The organism is Labilithrix luteola, from assembly GCF_001263205.1.
In the GTDB taxonomy this organism is placed as follows: Bacteria; Myxococcota_A; Polyangia; order Polyangiales; family Polyangiaceae; genus Labilithrix; species Labilithrix luteola.
This window is the reverse complement of sequence record NZ_CP012333.1, coordinates 930,346-945,436: the sequence shown is the minus strand read 5'-3', so window position 1 is coordinate 945,436 and position 15,091 is coordinate 930,346. Positions and strand designations below refer to the sequence as shown.

The 15,091-nt window shown below is 66.0% G+C and carries 16 protein-coding genes; 12 read left to right on the top strand and 4 right to left on the bottom strand.

Annotation, left to right across the window (positions count from 1 at the left end):
• The first annotated feature begins 245 nt into the window (after positions 1 to 245).
• The 3 genes from AKJ09_RS04325 to AKJ09_RS04315 all read left to right on the top strand — a co-directional run bounded on the left by AKJ09_RS04325 (position 246) and on the right by AKJ09_RS04315 (position 2,338).
• Positions 246 to 1,076: an SDR family oxidoreductase gene (locus AKJ09_RS04325; protein ID WP_146645909.1), complete on the top strand. Its 831-nt coding sequence runs from the start codon at positions 246 to 248 to the stop codon at positions 1,074 to 1,076.
• 222 nt (positions 1,077 to 1,298) lie between these two features.
• Entirely contained in the window at positions 1,299 to 1,559 is a 261-nt protein-coding gene (locus tag AKJ09_RS04320; RefSeq protein ID WP_146645908.1) for a hypothetical protein, read from the top strand.
• Between the two features lie 11 nt (positions 1,560 to 1,570).
• Positions 1,571 to 2,338: a lamin tail domain-containing protein gene (locus AKJ09_RS04315; protein ID WP_146645907.1), complete on the top strand. Its 768-nt coding sequence runs from the start codon at positions 1,571 to 1,573 to the stop codon at positions 2,336 to 2,338.
• A 9-nt stretch (positions 2,339 to 2,347) separates the two neighbouring features.
• Here AKJ09_RS04315 and AKJ09_RS04310 read toward each other — a convergent pair whose 3' ends face one another.
• From AKJ09_RS04310 to AKJ09_RS04300, 3 genes are all read right to left on the bottom strand, one after another.
• Positions 2,348 to 2,677, bottom strand: coding sequence for a BolA family protein (locus tag AKJ09_RS04310; RefSeq protein ID WP_146645906.1), 330 nt, complete (start codon positions 2,675 to 2,677; stop codon positions 2,348 to 2,350).
• A 78-nt stretch (positions 2,678 to 2,755) separates the two neighbouring features.
• The gene (locus AKJ09_RS04305; RefSeq protein ID WP_169927243.1) at positions 2,756 to 3,625 is read right to left on the bottom strand and encodes an alpha/beta fold hydrolase; all 870 of its coding nucleotides are present in this window, start codon (positions 3,623 to 3,625) and stop codon (positions 2,756 to 2,758) included.
• A 32-nt stretch (positions 3,626 to 3,657) separates the two neighbouring features.
• Positions 3,658 to 4,425 carry a GntR family transcriptional regulator gene (locus tag AKJ09_RS04300; RefSeq protein WP_205633598.1) on the bottom strand — a complete coding sequence of 256 codons (768 nt, stop codon included), beginning with the start codon at positions 4,423 to 4,425 and terminating at the stop codon, positions 3,658 to 3,660.
• 135 nt (positions 4,426 to 4,560) lie between these two features.
• On the opposite strand from AKJ09_RS04300, the gene AKJ09_RS04295 reads away from it, so the two are divergent.
• The 9 genes from AKJ09_RS04295 (at position 4,561) to AKJ09_RS04255 (ending at position 13,498) form a co-directional block, all read left to right on the top strand.
• The gene (locus AKJ09_RS04295; RefSeq protein ID WP_146645903.1) at positions 4,561 to 5,451 is read left to right on the top strand and encodes a fumarylacetoacetate hydrolase family protein; all 891 of its coding nucleotides are present in this window, start codon (positions 4,561 to 4,563) and stop codon (positions 5,449 to 5,451) included.
• The gene (locus AKJ09_RS04290; RefSeq protein WP_146645902.1) at positions 5,451 to 5,981 is read left to right on the top strand and encodes a VOC family protein; all 531 of its coding nucleotides are present in this window, start codon (positions 5,451 to 5,453) and stop codon (positions 5,979 to 5,981) included. Before AKJ09_RS04295 ends, AKJ09_RS04290 begins: the two co-directional genes overlap by 1 nt.
• Positions 5,978 to 6,634, top strand: a complete 657-nt coding sequence (locus AKJ09_RS04285; protein ID WP_146645901.1) for a polysaccharide deacetylase family protein — start codon at positions 5,978 to 5,980, stop codon at positions 6,632 to 6,634. Before AKJ09_RS04290 ends, AKJ09_RS04285 begins: the two co-directional genes overlap by 4 nt.
• A 67-nt stretch (positions 6,635 to 6,701) precedes the next feature.
• On the top strand, positions 6,702 to 8,192 hold the full coding sequence (locus tag AKJ09_RS04280; RefSeq protein ID WP_146645900.1) for an FAD-binding oxidoreductase: 1,491 nt from the start codon (positions 6,702 to 6,704) through the stop codon (positions 8,190 to 8,192).
• Positions 8,193 to 8,454: 262 nt separating this feature from the next.
• The gene (locus tag AKJ09_RS04275; protein ID WP_169927242.1) at positions 8,455 to 10,026 is read left to right on the top strand and encodes a serine/threonine protein kinase; all 1,572 of its coding nucleotides are present in this window, start codon (positions 8,455 to 8,457) and stop codon (positions 10,024 to 10,026) included.
• Positions 10,023 to 10,391, top strand: coding sequence for a hypothetical protein (locus AKJ09_RS04270; protein ID WP_146645898.1), 369 nt, complete (start codon positions 10,023 to 10,025; stop codon positions 10,389 to 10,391). The genes AKJ09_RS04275 and AKJ09_RS04270 overlap by 4 nt, the downstream gene beginning before the upstream one ends.
• Positions 10,388 to 11,635: a type 2 periplasmic-binding domain-containing protein gene (locus AKJ09_RS04265; RefSeq protein ID WP_146645897.1), complete on the top strand. Its 1,248-nt coding sequence runs from the start codon at positions 10,388 to 10,390 to the stop codon at positions 11,633 to 11,635. Before AKJ09_RS04270 ends, AKJ09_RS04265 begins: the two co-directional genes overlap by 4 nt.
• Complete coding sequence (locus tag AKJ09_RS04260) at positions 11,632 to 12,621, top strand: PEGA domain-containing protein (RefSeq protein WP_169927241.1); 990 nt, start codon at positions 11,632 to 11,634, stop codon at positions 12,619 to 12,621. The genes AKJ09_RS04265 and AKJ09_RS04260 overlap by 4 nt, the downstream gene beginning before the upstream one ends.
• Positions 12,622 to 12,664: 43 nt before the next feature.
• Positions 12,665 to 13,498, top strand: a complete 834-nt coding sequence (locus AKJ09_RS04255) for an aldo/keto reductase (RefSeq protein ID WP_146645895.1) — start codon at positions 12,665 to 12,667, stop codon at positions 13,496 to 13,498.
• A 68-nt stretch (positions 13,499 to 13,566) separates the two neighbouring features.
• On the opposite strand, the gene rpoD is transcribed toward AKJ09_RS04255, so the two are convergent.
• Complete coding sequence (gene rpoD / locus AKJ09_RS04250) at positions 13,567 to 14,898, bottom strand: RNA polymerase sigma factor RpoD (protein ID WP_476703285.1); 1,332 nt, start codon at positions 14,896 to 14,898, stop codon at positions 13,567 to 13,569.
• Positions 14,899 to 15,091: the final 193 nt, after the last annotated feature.

Here is a 15,091-nt window from a genome sequence, read left to right as displayed (position 1 = left end):
CCTCCGCCCTGCACACATGAACGACGTGCGTGCCCCCTCGCATAACGCACTGCGCCGACCGATCTTACAGACGTTTCACGCGCTACCGACGGTCGGAGAAACACGGGCGCATAGCACCCACGAACGCACGCGCACGTCCTTTTGTCGTTCGCGCGACGCGATCGCGAAAGAATGCGCAAGAACAGTTTCATGGGCGAAAACGTCCATTGACCGCGGCCATTCCATCTCGTAGTGCCAGCCAAGGAATGAGCACTCTTCAAGGCAAGACGCTCTTCATCACGGGCGCCAGTCGCGGCATCGGCAAGGCCATCGCTCTTCGCGCAGCTGCCGATGGCGCCAACGTGGTCATCGCGGCGAAGACCGCAGAGCCAAACCCGAAGCTCCCCGGCACGATCTACAGCGCGAAGGAAGAGATCGAAGCCGCAGGCGGCAAGGCTCTCGCCTGCGTGGTCGACGTGCGCATGGAAGAGCAGATCCACGCCGCCGTGAAGCAGGCCGTCGACACCTTCGGCGGTATCGACGTGCTCGTGAACAACGCGAGCGCGATCAGCCTCACGGGCACACTCGAAACGCCGATGAAGCGCTTCGACCTGATGCACGGCATCAACACGCGTGGAACGTTCGCCTGCTCGCAGGCGTGCATTCCGTTCCTCGAGAAAGCGGAGAACCCGCACATCCTCAACATCTCGCCGCCGCTCAACATGGAGGCGCGCTGGTTCGCCCCGCACGTTGCCTACACGATGGCGAAGTTCGGCATGAGCATGTGCGTGCTCGGCATGTCCGACGAGCTGAAGTCCAAGCGCATCGCGGTCAACGCTCTGTGGCCACGAACCGTCATCGCGACCGCGGCCGTTCAGAATCTCCTCGGAGGAGACGCGACGGTGCGAGGTAGTCGCAAGCCCGACATCATGGCCGACGCGGCTCACGCGATCCTCACGCGCAAGAGCACGGACTACACCGGCCACTTCGCAATCGACGAAGAGATCCTGCGTGAGAGCGGCACGTCCGATTTCTCGCGCTACTCTGTGACCCCGGGAATCAAGGACGAGGATCTGTTCCCGGATTATTTTCTCTGACGCCCAAACGGGCTCGTGACGCCCGTGACGCCCCGTGACGCCCGTGACGCCCGTGAGCTGGGCTCGCACCGCTCGCAGCGTCCGCCGAGACTTCGAGATTCGGGGATCAGGCGGGCTCGTCGACTCGGCTGATAGTGATTGGCTCGACTCGTTTCGGATTTCGCAACTTTCTAGCCTCGAGAGTGCGATCCGAAGATAAGTGACTGGGAGGAAGCGCGTTCAATGAGCAGCCAGAAGCAGAATGGAACCGAGCGCCGAACGTCCGAACGTCGTATTGCCGTCGAGCGCCGCTCGGACACGATGCGCGCCGCCACCGGTGAGCGCCGCGAGGTCGAGCAGCGCGGCATGGTCGAATCGATGACCGACGCCCTCGAAGACATTCTCCGCTGGGAGCGTGCCAGCGAGCGCGCCTTGCGCATCGCGGCACCCGCCGAAGTTCAGAAGCCGAGCCCGAGCTCGCCCGACATCTCGGCGTCTCGCTGAGGGCCTCGAACATGTCGTCCGTCCGGTCTCCGGGCACGCCCGGGCGGGCGAAGGTGATGCTCGTGGGGGCAGGCGCGGCGAGCCTCGTGCTTCCCGTCCTCGTTCTCGCGCTGCTCGCGCCAGCATGCGCGAACGGAACCGACGCCGACCTGGGTGGTAGCGAGGAGACGAACGGCGACGCCTCGACATCGGGACGAGGTGACTCGTCGGTGCTCCCTTCGGACAAGGACGGCGGAAGCGGTGGCAACGGCACGAAAGACGGTGCTGCAGAAGGTGGCGGTGGCGGACCGTCGGGATGCACGACGAAGCTCGTGATCAACGAGGTGCTCGTCGAAGGCACCAACAACGCCGAGTTCGTCGAGCTCTACAACCCGAACGCGTGCGACGTCGACTTCAGCGGATGGGAGGTCCGTTATCTCCCGAAGAGCCCTGCTTCCTCGGCGGACGGCACGGCGTTCTTCAAGGCGGGTAATGGTGCCACGCTGAAGGGCGGGAAGTTCTATCTGCTCGGCGCCGGCGACATCGGCGTGACGCCGGACAAGACCTTCAACGGGACGCTCGGAAATGCCGGCGGTCAGATCGCGCTGGTCGACGAGAGCGGAAGCATCGTCGACGCCGTCGGCTGGGGCGCGACGGGCAAGTACACCGAGGGAACGGCCGCAAAGATCGCGACCCCCGGCAAGTCGATCGGTCGCCATCCGGACGGCGCGGACACCGACGACAACCAGTCGGACTTCGCGCAGGGCGACGTCACGCCGGGCGCTTCGAACGGCTCCTGAGGCCGAGGTTTACTTGCCGTTGCCGCCCATGCAGAGCGGCGACGTGTTCGCTTCGGGGCTCTCGGCCCACTCGCTCGGCGTGCGTGACGTGATGGCGAGCGCGTGAATCCCGCCTTGGGCGGGCTTGCGCGAGAGCTCGTCTTTCAATGCGCCGTAGACGAGCTGATGGCGCCGCACGGACGACAGGCCCTCGAAGCGGTCGCTGACGATGACGACCTTGAAGTGCGTCTGCGAGCCCTTGGGCACGTTGTGCATGTGGCTCTCGTTGACGACCTCGAGGTGAACCGGCGCGAGCGCCTCACGCAGCTTTCCTTCGATGTTCTCGCTCACGCCGCTCATGCGTCGAGCCTAGCCCTACGGATCGCCGGAGTCGACCCGCCTCGCTCGGTGCCGAGACGCGGTGAACAATGCTCGGGCTCAACCGCCGTTCGATGCGAAGGCGCGGCGTGCGAACGAGCGAAGGATGCGCTCGAAGTCGCTCTTGGCGTCCACGAATGGGACGTGTGCGGCCTCGGCCACCACGTGGAGCTCCGCCCGGTTGCCCACGAGCTCCTCCGCGAGCGAGCCGAGCACGACCTCGTCGTGTGCACCTTGAATGGCCGCGAGGGGAAAGCGCCCGGTCGTGTACTCCGCGAGGTAGTCCTCACTGCGCGAGAGCATCGCCCGTCGCACGTAGGCCGGAACACGCATCATCTCGGACACGGCCGATTCGCCGAATCCGTCTTCGGGTAGACGCATGCATCCTGCAATGAAGGCGAGCGCGCTCGAGCGATACATCGCGTCGTCTTCGCTCATCAGGCCACGTGCGTTCTTCATCATCACGGGCCCGAAGTAGGCGCTCGCGGTGCGCCCCATGCGAACGGCCGCGGCGACAGCGAAGATCCCGGCTACGCGCGACTCGCCGTGCTGGCGAAGGTAGTCGCCGACCACCGCGCCTCCGTAGGACCACGGCACGAGCACGACTTTGCGCGACCCGAGCGCGGAGAGGACGGCATCGACGTCGGAGGCGAATCGACCGGGCTCGGTGTACGCGGCAGCGTCGTTGGGCTTGTCGGAGTCACCGTGGCCGCGAAGGTCGAAAGCGACGCATCGGAAGTCCTTGGTGAGTTCTCCGGTGAGCTGGCCGCGCCACGCGCGTCGACTCTGAGCGAGGCCGTGGATGAACACGACGCAAGGGGCATCGCGCGGTCCCGCGTCGTCGATGGCGATCCTCACGCCGTCCGTGGTCGTCGTTTCGAACGTTCGCACGTCCGTGGGGGGCGCGGCGAAAGGCGCGTGCTGTGCCATGGGTGTGACCATCGAGGACGGGTTCGCTCCCGTCAAGGGCGCTGGGTGCGTGGTCGACGTTTTGTCGACATTCTTGTCATTCTTGTCGAGCAGGTCGGCGGGGGCGATAGCTTGGGATGACCTTTGAGGACGACCTCGGCGGTCTTCGCGATGTGCTCCGTGAGGAGTGCGCAGGCTCGCTCGGCGTCGCGATTCAGCGCTGCGTGGACGAGGGCGGCGTGCTCCCCTTCGACGTCGCGCGACGAGCCCGCATAGGCCTCCGAGAGTCTGCGGTAGCGTTCGGTCTGATCGTAGAGCTGCCCGTGGATGCGGAGGAGCCACGGCGAACGGCACGCGCCGAGGAGCGCGAGGTGCAGTGCGCGGTGAGCGTTCTCCCACGCCACGGGGAGGGGGCGCGAGGGCGCACGCGTCACGGCGGCGAGCCGATCGAGCGCCGAGCGGACGTCGGCCTCCCAGGCCGAATCGCCGTAATTTATGGCGTCTCGGAGCGCGAGCGTCTCGATGCGCTGCCGTGTTCGCGTGAGGTCGGTGAGGTCGTCGCGCGAAATCGGAGCGACACGAAACCCGCGCTGTTCGCTGGCGACCACGAGGCCTTCGGCGGCGAGTCTCGAGCAAGCCTCTCGGAGCGGCGTGCGACCGCTGCCGTAACGCGAGGTGAGGTGTTCGAGCCTGAGCTTTTCGCCCGGCTCCACGAGTCCGTTCAGAATGTCGGTGCGCAAACGGTCGAGGACGCTCGTCGTGAGCGACACATTCGGTTCCGTGCTCGAGGTGGTTCGCGCGCTTCGTCGTGGTTTGGCCACGTCACGCATCCTACCCCAATCGGAGCGGTTCGTTCGCGTGTTGACGCAGTGCGTGACCCGTCGGGAGATTTTTGTCGACAAAATCCGCTTGCGACGAAGGGCCCTCGAGGCTCATGGTTTCGACCCAGAGGAAGCATGCGTATTGCGTCGATCATCGTGAATGGAACGCAGACCCTGGCCGTGCGGCGCGCCGAAGGAATGCTCGACGTCGCGGCGCTCGCTCCCGAGATGCCGCGCAGCCTGACTGCGCTCCTCGCGCTCGGTGAGAGTGCACTGCGCGAGCTCGAGACGCGCGCGAAGAATGCGCCGGCGTCGGCACGTATCCAGGGCACGTGGGACTATCTCCCGCCCGTCGACGCGACGACGAAGGTGCTCTGCCTTGGCCTCAACTACCGGGATCATGCTGCCGAAGCGGCGTACGATGCCCCGCAGTTCCCGGTGGTGTTCGCACGGTTCTTCTCGAGCTTCGTCGGCCACGAGCAGCCGATGATCCTCCCGGCTTGCTCGCCGATGTTCGATTGGGAAGCGGAGCTGGCGGTGGTTATCGGCCGTCGTGCGCGTGGCGTGACGCGCGAGCGTGCGCTCGATTACGTGGCCGGTTACACGCTCTTCAACGACGGCTCCGTTCGTGATCGCCAGAAGCGCACCCACCAGTGGACGCTCGGCAAGAATTTCGACCGCACGGGCCCGATGGGGCCGGAAATCGTGACGTCGGACGAGCTGCCGCCGGGCGCGCAGGGCCTCCGTATCCAGATGCGCGTCAACGGCGAGATCATGCAAGACGCGAACACGCGTGACATGATCTTCGACGTGCAAGACGCCATCGTGGCGATCTCCGAGGCCATGACCCTCGAACCCGGCGACGTCATCGCCATGGGCACGCCGAGCGGCGTCGGCGCGGCGCGAACACCGCCTCGCTTCCTGAAGGCGGGGGATGTTTGTGAAGTCGAAGTCGAACGGGTCGGCATCTTGCGCAACTTGGTGACGAACGAGGCGAACGAGGCCAGCGAGAACGGAGGAAAGTAATGACCAAACGATTGCCCACGCGTCTTCACCACAACGCCTACGTGGTGAAGGACCTCGCGCAGACGCGGAAGTTCTACGAAGACGTTCTCGGGCTGCCGCTCGTGGCCACCTGGTGCGAGGCCGACGAGCTGTTCGGCTCCGTCCGGACATACTGCCACTGCTTCTTCGAGCTCGCCGACAAGAGCGCGCTCGCGTTCTTTCAGTTCGCGAACGCGAGCGACCAGGCGGAGTTCGGTCCGACGCTCGCGCCTTCGCCGTTCCGTCACATCGCGCTGCACGTGGACCCCGCCACGCTCGCCGAGATCGAAGGGCGCGTGAAGGAAGCCAAGATCGAAGGCTCGTACGTGCTCGAGCACGGATACTGCCGGTCCTTTTACGTGACCGACCCCGATGGCCTCATCGTGGAGCTCACGTGCGACGCGCCGGAAGCCGTGTCGGCCGAGGCGGTCGACTTCAAGCGTAAGACGGCGCACGCGGAGCTCGCACGCTGGCTCGCCGGCGATCACACGTCGAACAACACCTATCGATGACGCGCCTCACGCTCTCGTTCGACAACGGCCCCACGCCCGAGATCACGCCGCACGTGCTCGAGGCGCTGTCGAAGCGCGGGCTGAAGGCTTACTTCTTCGTCCTCGGCAAGCACGTGGACACGGGCGAGGGCCGTGCTCTCGTGGAGCGGATGCTGGCCGAAGGGCACCGCGTGGGGAATCACTCGTACAGCCACGAGGTTCCGCTCGGCGACGATCCTCGTGGGGACGCCGTCGAGCGCGAGATCGTGTCGACGGAGCGACTGCTCGCACCGCTTCTGGCGCGAGTGTCGTCGGGCGCCAAGTTGTTTCGTCCCTTCGGCGGCGGCGGCATCGTGGGCCCGCATCTCCTGAACGCGGCGGCGGAACGCTACCTGCGCGAGGCCGCGTACACGTGCGTGCTCTGGAACGACGTCCCCCACGACTGGGACGACCCGGAAGGCTGGGCCGATCGTGCGCTCGCCGCGTGCACGCCCGGCGCGCATCGGCTCACCGTGCTCCACGACATTCCAGGGGCGTGCCTCGCACACCTCGAGCGCTTCCTCGACGAAGCGCGGGCGCGTGGCATCGAGTTCACCCTCGACCTTGCCGAGAGCTGCCTTCCCCTCGTCGGCGGCGTGGCGCGCGAAGGCCTGCCCGCCATCGTGCGCAGCTAATCCCGCAATTTCGAGAGGCTCCGATCTTGCTCCTTCGTGACGAACAACTCGTTCCGGAGGGCGGCCGATGGCGAATCTCGAATTGGACCTCGCGAAGAGGCGAGGTGGAACTGTCAAGCTTCCCGAAGGTGCTCTCGACCGCTTTCGGGCCGAGCTGAGAGGTTCGCTCTTCCTTCGCGACGGCGAGGGCTACGAGGCCGCCCGGCAGATTTGGAATGCGACGGTCACGCGACGGCCGGGCATCATCGTTCGATGTGCCGGTGTGGCCGACGCCATTCGCACCGTGAACTTCGCGCGGGAGCACGAGCTTCTGCTCGCCGTTCGAGGTGGTGGGCACAACATCGCCGGAAGCGCGCTCTGCGAAGGTGGCGTCGTGCTCGACCTGTCACCCATGAAAGCAGTCTCGGTGGACCCGCGGAGGCGAATCGCGCAGGTCTCCCCGGGAGCGTTGCTCTCCGACTTCGATCACGAAGCGCAGGCCTTCGGTCTGGCCACGCCGCTCGGGATCAATTCGACGACCGGCGTCGCGGGGCTGACGCTCGGTGGCGGATTCGGTTGGCTGAGCCGCAAGTACGGGCTCACGATCGACAATCTGATGTCGGCCGACGTGATCCTCGCGGACGGCCAGCTCGTACGCGCGAGTGAAGACGAGAACAAGGAGCTCTTCTGGGGCATTCGTGGGGGCGGCGGCAACTTCGGCGTCGTCACTCGTTTCGAGTTCCGTCTTCATCCGGTCGGGCCTTTGGTCACGGCAGGTCTCGTCGTCTTCCCGTACGAACGAGCGCACGAGGTTCTCGCCCGATACGCGGAGCTGACGGCGAGTCTCGACGAGAGCTCCGCCGTCTGGGCGGTTCTTCGTCACGCACCGCCGCTTCCGTTCCTCTCGCCCGACGTCCACGGCACGAACGTCGTCGTACTCGCCGTCTTCTCGCTCGACGAGCGCTCACGCGTGCGCGCGTTGCTCGACCGCATTCGTACGTTCGGAACTCCGCTCGGCGAGCACGTGGGAGAGATGCCGTTCGTCCAGTGGGAGAAGGCGTTCGACCCGCTGCTCACGCCAGGCGCGAGGAATTACTGGAAGTCGCACAACTTCCGCGGCCTCAGCGAAGGCGCACGCGACATCATCATCGAGTACGCCGGAAAGCTGCCGTCACCGCAGACCGAGATCTTCCTCGGTCAGGTCGGCGGGGCGGTGAACCGCGTTTCACCGACGGCCACGGCGTATGTGCATCGCAACGTCGACTTCGTCATGAACGTGCACGGTCGCTGGGAGTCGGCCGAAGAAGATGCAAAATGCATTCAATGGGCGCGCGGCTTCTTCGTCGCGTCGACACCACACGCCGCCGAGGGCGTGTACGTGAACTTCATGACCGAAGAAGAGGGCGGTCGCGTCGGCGCCGCGTACGGCCAGAATTTCGATCGTCTCGTGCGCCTGAAGAATCAGGTCGACCCGACGAACATGTTCTGCACGAACCAGAACATCGTTCCCGACGGACGAACCGTGGGACGCGCCAACGGTAGTCCTGCGCGAGCGACCGAACGCCGACATCATCGTTGATGGCGTCACATGGTCGCCCTTGGGCTCATGCGGCCATACATCGATTTGCCTCCGTAGCGGCAGAGCTCCGAAGCGAGGTCACGTGGACGTCGCGATTCTGTTGCTCGTGCGCGCCATCCACGCCATCGAGCCGTTGCTCTGGTCGCCTTGAATGCCGCTTCGTCGGGAACCGCCTTCGCGCGCTGGTGTGCTCAGGAGGGGAACGGCACGGACGCGCATGGGCCCATCCCCCGTACGGGTGTCTTCAGACGAGCAACACGTCATGATGCCCTCCCTCGAGCTCGGCAAATACAGGCTCATCATCGAGCTTGCCGAAGGGGGAATGGGCCACGTGTATTTGGCGGTCGCCGAGGGGCCGCTCGGCTTCAACAAGCTCGCCGTCGTCAAAGAGCTCAAGCCATCGCTCATCGAGGAACACGGCTTCCTCGACATGTTCCTCGACGAGGCGCGTCTCTCCGCGAAGCTCAACCATCCGAACGTCGTCCAGACGAACGAGGTCGGTGTCGAGAGCGGTCGCGCGTTCTTCGCGATGGAGTACCTCGAGGGCCAGTCGCTCGTTCGCGTTCGCTCGCGTCTCGGCAAAGCGGGCTCCTTGCCCGTCGGAACGCACCTGCGCGTGATCGCCGAAGCGTGCTCCGGCCTCCACTACGCCCACGAGCTCCGCGACTTCGACGGCACGGCGCTCGGCGTCGTCCATCGTGACGTGAGCCCGCACAACGTCTTCGTGACCTACGACGGGCACGTGAAGATCGTCGACTTCGGCGTCGCCAAGGTGCTCGGCCGAAGCCAAGAGACAGGCGTGGGTGTCCTCAAGGGGAAGCTCCCGTACATGGCGCCCGAGCAGATTCGCGGCGTCTCCCTCGATCGTCGCGTCGACGTGTTCGCGCTCGGAGCGATGCTCTGGGAGGCGGTCTCGGGCGATCGCATGTGGAACAAGCTCCAGCCCGAAGTGGTGATGTCGCGACTCCTCGCGGGCGACATCCCGAAGCTCGCCGAAGCGGCTCCCGACACGCCGCCTCGCTTGCTCGCCATCGTCGACAAAGCAACGGCCGCATCGGCAGACGACCGCTTCCAGACGGCCGACGAGCTCCGGCGCGAGATCGAGGCTTACCTCGGCGAAGTCCAGGAGGGAAACAACGAGTCGCTCCGCGACCTCGGACGCACCATGGCCGACGCGTTCGGCAGTGAACGGGTGCAGGTCAATCGAGCGGTGCGCGAACAGCTCCGGCGGCTACGCGAGACGAGCGCGCCTGTCGGCATCGTGCGTCTTCCTGCGCATTCGAGCGGCTCGCATCCGTCGGCAACGCCGTACACCGTGACGCCTCCGAGCATCTCCGGCCCCGTCATCGCGACGGCACCGAACGGCGGGGCGACGCGCATCCTCGGTCGCAGACCGGACAAGAGTGACCGCGATCTGGATCTGAGCGATCTGGCGGCGTCGCCCCAAGCCAAGAGGCCCGATCGCCGTCTGCTCGCGCTCGCTGTCGCGATGGGGGTCGTGGTGCTCGGAGCGTTCGCGTTCATCGTGTCGCGCAGAGCCGACGCGCCGCCTGCGGCCCCCAGCGCCGCCACCGCAGCGCTCTTGCCCACCGCCGAAGCGCCGGCGCCGGTCGCGAAGCCCGAGCCAACTCCGGCGGCGAGCGCCGCACCGATCGCTTCGACGCCCGCCGCGGCGGTGCGCTCGAAGCCTGCGTTCGTCGCGCCGACAGCGGCGCCCGCCGTCGCGACCACGAAAGCCACCACGAACGCACCGTCGGACGCCAAGGTCGAGGCCGGCTCGTCCAAGTCGTCGCGTCCGGCCCGACCCATCGAGACCGATCTCGAGGCACGATGAATCCGTCTCACGCTACTCGTCGAATCGTCCTCGTCGTGAGCGGCGCGCTCCTGGCCTTCGGCTGCAACCTCGTCGTCGGCAGCTACGACTTCCGCGACGACCCGCTCACCTCGTCGGAGCCCGACGGCAGCGGCGGGCAAGATGCCAGCGGCCGCGACGCCCAGCCCGACGTGATCGACTGCAACGTCGACCTCTCGAACCAGTGTTATCCGTGCGAGCCCTCGACGAACGAGCAGCTCTTGAATGCCTGCACCGACGGAACGTGCATTCCGTTCGATCGTTCGCGAATCACTGCTCGCCTCTTGCCCGACGGCGCCTTGCCACCGATTCCCGACGGTGGCGTGCCGGAAGGGGGGCCGCGTTGAAATCGCTTTTTCGCATCGTCTCGATTCTTTGCTTTTTGCTCGGCGTAGGCTTCGCACGCGAAGCGAAGGCCGCGAGCTGCGCTGCGCTGACGCGACTCGGTCCCGGCGGCACCACCACCAGCACCGCCGCACCGCCCGTCGTTTACGTCACGGGGTCGTCGGCCGTGAAACCGCTCGTCGCCGCTCTCGCGCCGGTGATGTTCGTCGACCCGGTGAAGCCCGCCACGCTGGTCTATCTGAGCCAGGGCTCGTGCACCGGCGTGAGCGCCATCGTGGCCGGTGCTCCGATGAGCGCCAACGACACGACCAATGCTATCTACTGGGACCCGAACAGCACCACTCTGGCTGCGGGGACGAAGAGCGCGAAAGAGGAGAGCTGCACGCTCGCGAGCGGCACGCTTGCCGATGTCGGCGTGTCCGACGTGTTCGCGCAGACCTGCGGCGTTGCCTCGCAAGGATTGCCGCCGGGCACGGCCGACTTCCAGGGCCCCATCCAGGCGATGACCTTCGCGGTCAACAAGAACTCCAAAGAGCAGAGCATCAGCGCCGAAGCTGCCTATCTGGTCTTCGGCTTCGCCAACGTCGAGCCGTGGACGGACAGCAGCTTCCACTTCATCCGCAACTCGCTCTCCGGAACGCAGCAAATGCTGGCGAGCGCCATTCGCGTCGATGCGAAGTTCTGGCAGGGAGTCGACCGAGGAAGCAACGACAACGTCTTCGCGAGCCTCTCGTCGCTCGTGGCGCAGGCCGACGCCGACAAGGGAATCGGCATTCTGGCCGCCGACTATTCGTCGCGACAGGAGGTCAAACAGCTCGCGTATCAGCACTATGGTCAGCGTTGCGGATACCGCCCGGACGTCGCCGCGCTCGATAAACGCAACGTACGTGAAGGTCGCTACGCCATCTGGGGCCCGATGCATCTCCTGACCCAGGTGGACGGTTCGGGGCTCGCCAAGAATGCGCGCGCCCGCGACCTCATCGCGTATCTGACGGGAAGCGAGCCGCCTCCGCTCGGCGTCGACTTGATTCGAACCGCGGTGGCGCAGCACGTTGTGCCGCCCTGCGCGATGAAGGTGCAGCGCACGAGCGAGATGGGAACGATGACCTCGTTCAAGCCCGCGCGCTCCTGCAGCTGTGCGTTCGACAAGGAAGCCACCGGCACGACGACGTGCAAGGCATGTACTTCGAACGACCAATGCGGCGGCGGCCAGAGCTGCAACTTCGGCTACTGCGAGGCCCAGTGAAGACGCGCCTCTTGTCGGCCTTGCTCGCGGCCAGCCTCCTCGGCGGAATCGTGCGTCCAGCGTTTGCCGACGACGCCGCTCCCTCGGCTCCGGCTTCCTCGGCGCCACTGTCGGCCGAAGCGAAGATGCACTTCGCTCGCGGTGTGAAGCTCTACTCCGAAGAGGATTACCGTGGCGCGCTCGTCGAGTTCAAGCGCGCGCACGAGCTCTCGGGCATCCCGCTCGTTCTCTACAACATCGGCCAGACGCAGTTCCAACTTCGCGATTACGCTGGTGCGTTGCAGTCGTTCGAGAGGTATCTGGCCGCAAGCGGCGGTCAGATCTCCGAGGCGCGCAAGCAGCAAGTCGACAAGGACATGGAGGACCTACGCGGGCGTGTCGGGAAGGTCTCCATCGAGACCTCCGTGCCGAATGCGGAAATCTCCGTCGACGACGTCTCGATTGGGCGTGCGCCGCTCACGAGCGTCGTCTTGAGCTCGGGCGTCCGCAAGATCGTCGCGACGCATCCGGAACATCCGCCGGTGACCAAGACGATCGAAATCGCGGGTGGTGACGACGTCCACGTTCGGCTCGAGTTCTCTCCTTCCGCCCGCGTGCGCCTCGACGTGCCTGCGTCGGATGCATCGCAGGATGGCCGGTCGCTCGGTCCGCATCCGCTCGTCTTCGTCGGCTATGGCGCTGCGGTGGCGGGGCTCGCGGTGGGAGGTATCTTCGGAGCGCTTGCGCTCGGCACGAAGTCGGACCTCGACGAGAGCTGTCACGGACGTGTGTGCCCGAAGGCGGACCAGTCGCGCGGCGACACCCTGACCACGCAGGCCACGATTTCTACGGTTGGCTTCGGCGTCGCCGCCGCGGGCGCGCTCGTCGGCAGCTACTTCCTGTTCGTGGCTCCGGCGAAGTCGACACGGCACCCTGAGAGCGCGTCGCGCCCCAGCGTCACGCCGTACCTTGCCGGGACCGGCGCAGGCCTCGTCGGCCGTTTCTGAGCCACGACACCGCGGGTATGGTTCCAGCATCGGAACCGTTCCAATGGCAAATCTCGATGTGACGACGGCGACCCTTCCGCTGCGTTCGGGCGGTGTCATTCCCCAGGTCGGTCTCGGTGTCTGGCAGGCACCGCGTGGTGGCGTGACGCGTGATGCGGTGCATGCGGCGCTCCGGCTCGGGTACCGGCACGTCGACACCGCGCGCATCTACGGCAACGAGGCCGAAGTCGGCGAGGGCATTCGGCAGAGCGGGATTCCGCGCGCGGAGGTGTTCGTCACGACCAAGCTCTGGAACGAAGACCAGGGCTTCGACAAGGCCCTGCGCGCCTTCGATGCCAGCCTCCAGCGCCTTGGGCTCGACTACGTCGACCTCTATCTGCTGCATTGGCCGGTGGCCGGCAGGCGCCTCGATTCGTGGCGCGCGCTCGAGCGCATCAAGTCCGAAGGGCGCGCCAAGCACATCGGTGTCTCGAACTTTCTCGTTCCCCACTTGGACGAGCTCTTCGACGCCTCGAAGGAAGTTCCGGAGGTGAACCAGATCGAGATTCACCCGTTCCTCCAGCACCGTGAGACGCGGGCCCTCTGCGCCAAGCACCGGATCATCGTCGAAGCCTACAGTCCGCTGACGCATGGCACGCGCATGGACGACCCGACGGTTCAGGCCGTGGCGCGCGAAGTTTCGCGCACGCCCGCGCAGGTGCTCCTCCGCTGGGGCGTGCAGCATGGTCTCGTGACGCTTCCGAAGTCGACGCGCGAGCAGCGCATCGCCGAGAACGGCGCCATCTTCGACTTCAGCCTGTCGGAAGACGCGATGAAGCGCCTCGATGCCCTCGAAGAAGGCTGCGCCACGGGTTGGGACCCGCGCGACCAGCGGTGAGGCGTCGCTCGTGCAAGTGAGTCCGGATGGATCGGAGCCATCCGGATGGTTCGCGTATCAGGCGTTCGCTACTGCCCGCCGATGTACGTCTTCATCTTGCGGTGCTGCGAGGGGAGGCGAAGCTTGCGCAGCGCCTTCGTCTCGATCTGGCGAATGCGCTCGCGGGTGAGCGAGAAGCTCTCGCCGACCTCTTCGAGCGTGTGGTCGCGCGACTCGTCGATGCCGAATCGCATGCGGAGGATCTTCTCCTCGCGCGGCGTGAGCGTCTTCAGGAGCTGACGCGTCTGATCGTTGAAGCGCATCTGCGCGTAGGCCTCGTCGGGTGGGAGGCCGGAGTCGTCGGGGATGAACTCGCCGACGTGCGACTCGCCGTCGTTGCCCACGGGGGTCTCGAGGCTGATCGGCTCGCGCGCGATCTTCATGACGGCGCGCACCTTCTCGACGGGGATGCCGGTCGACTCGGCGAGCTCCTCGGGCGTGGGCTCACGGCCGTACTCCTGGAGGAGCGAGCGGCTCGTACGCGTGAGCTTCTGCAAGCTCTCGTACATGTGCACGGGGACGCGAATGGTGCGGCCCTGGTCGGCAATGGCGCGCGAGATCGACTGGCGAACCCACCACGTGGCGTACGTGGAGAACTTGTAACCGCGCTTGTAGTCGAACTTGTCGACCGCGCGCATGAGGCCGATGTTGCCCTCTTGAATCAGGTCGAGGAGCTGGAGGCCGCGGTTGACGTGCTTCTTGGCGAGCGACACGACGAGGCGAAGGTTCGCTTCGACGAGCGCCGACTTCGCGCGGTCAGCCACGCGGCGGCCTCCGGCGATCTCGCCGAGCGCGAGCGAGGTGCTCTTCTTCGCCGAGGCGGCGGGCATCTCGCGCTGGATGAGCCGGAGCTTCTTCTCGACACGCTCGATGATCCCGCGGTCGAGGCGGAGCAGCTCGAGCTGCGCCACGATCTCGTCGCGCGCCAGCTCGGCCTTGGTTTTGCGCGAGCTCTTCTTCGGCTTCGCGGCCTCGCCCTTCTTCGCTCCCGGCGCGGCCTTCTTCGCGTCCTTCGCCTCCGGCTCGGGCTTCTTCGCGTTCGCCGCGCTATGGACTTCCTTGAGCGGTCGCTCGAGCAGGCGCGCGATCTTGAGCATCGTCGCCTCGTCGAACGCGTCTTCGTCATCGACGTTGCGCACGACGTCTCGCACCTTGAGCCGGCCCTTGTAGAGCATGCGGCTCACGTGATCGAGCTCGGCGGCTGCGAACGCCGAGTCGACGATTGCCTCGATGATTCTCCGCTCGCCCTCCTCGATCTTGCGCGCGAGCTCGACCTCACCCTCTCGGGTAAGGAGCGATACCTGCGCCATTTTGCGGAAATACATGTCGACCGCTTCTTCGGCCACGGCCGGCGGCGTCATGTTGGCGATCGGAGGATTGGAGAGGGATACGGAGGAGGACTTCTTCAAGGCTAACGCTCTGCTTCGCGTGGCACCCTAGAGAACTCGCCCCTCCCGCCCACCACGCTTGCGGAGGGGTGCGAGCAAACCGTGTGGTTAAGCACGTTCGGCAAACGCATCCGATCTTCCGATTCTTCCGTGTGGAAGCGAACGA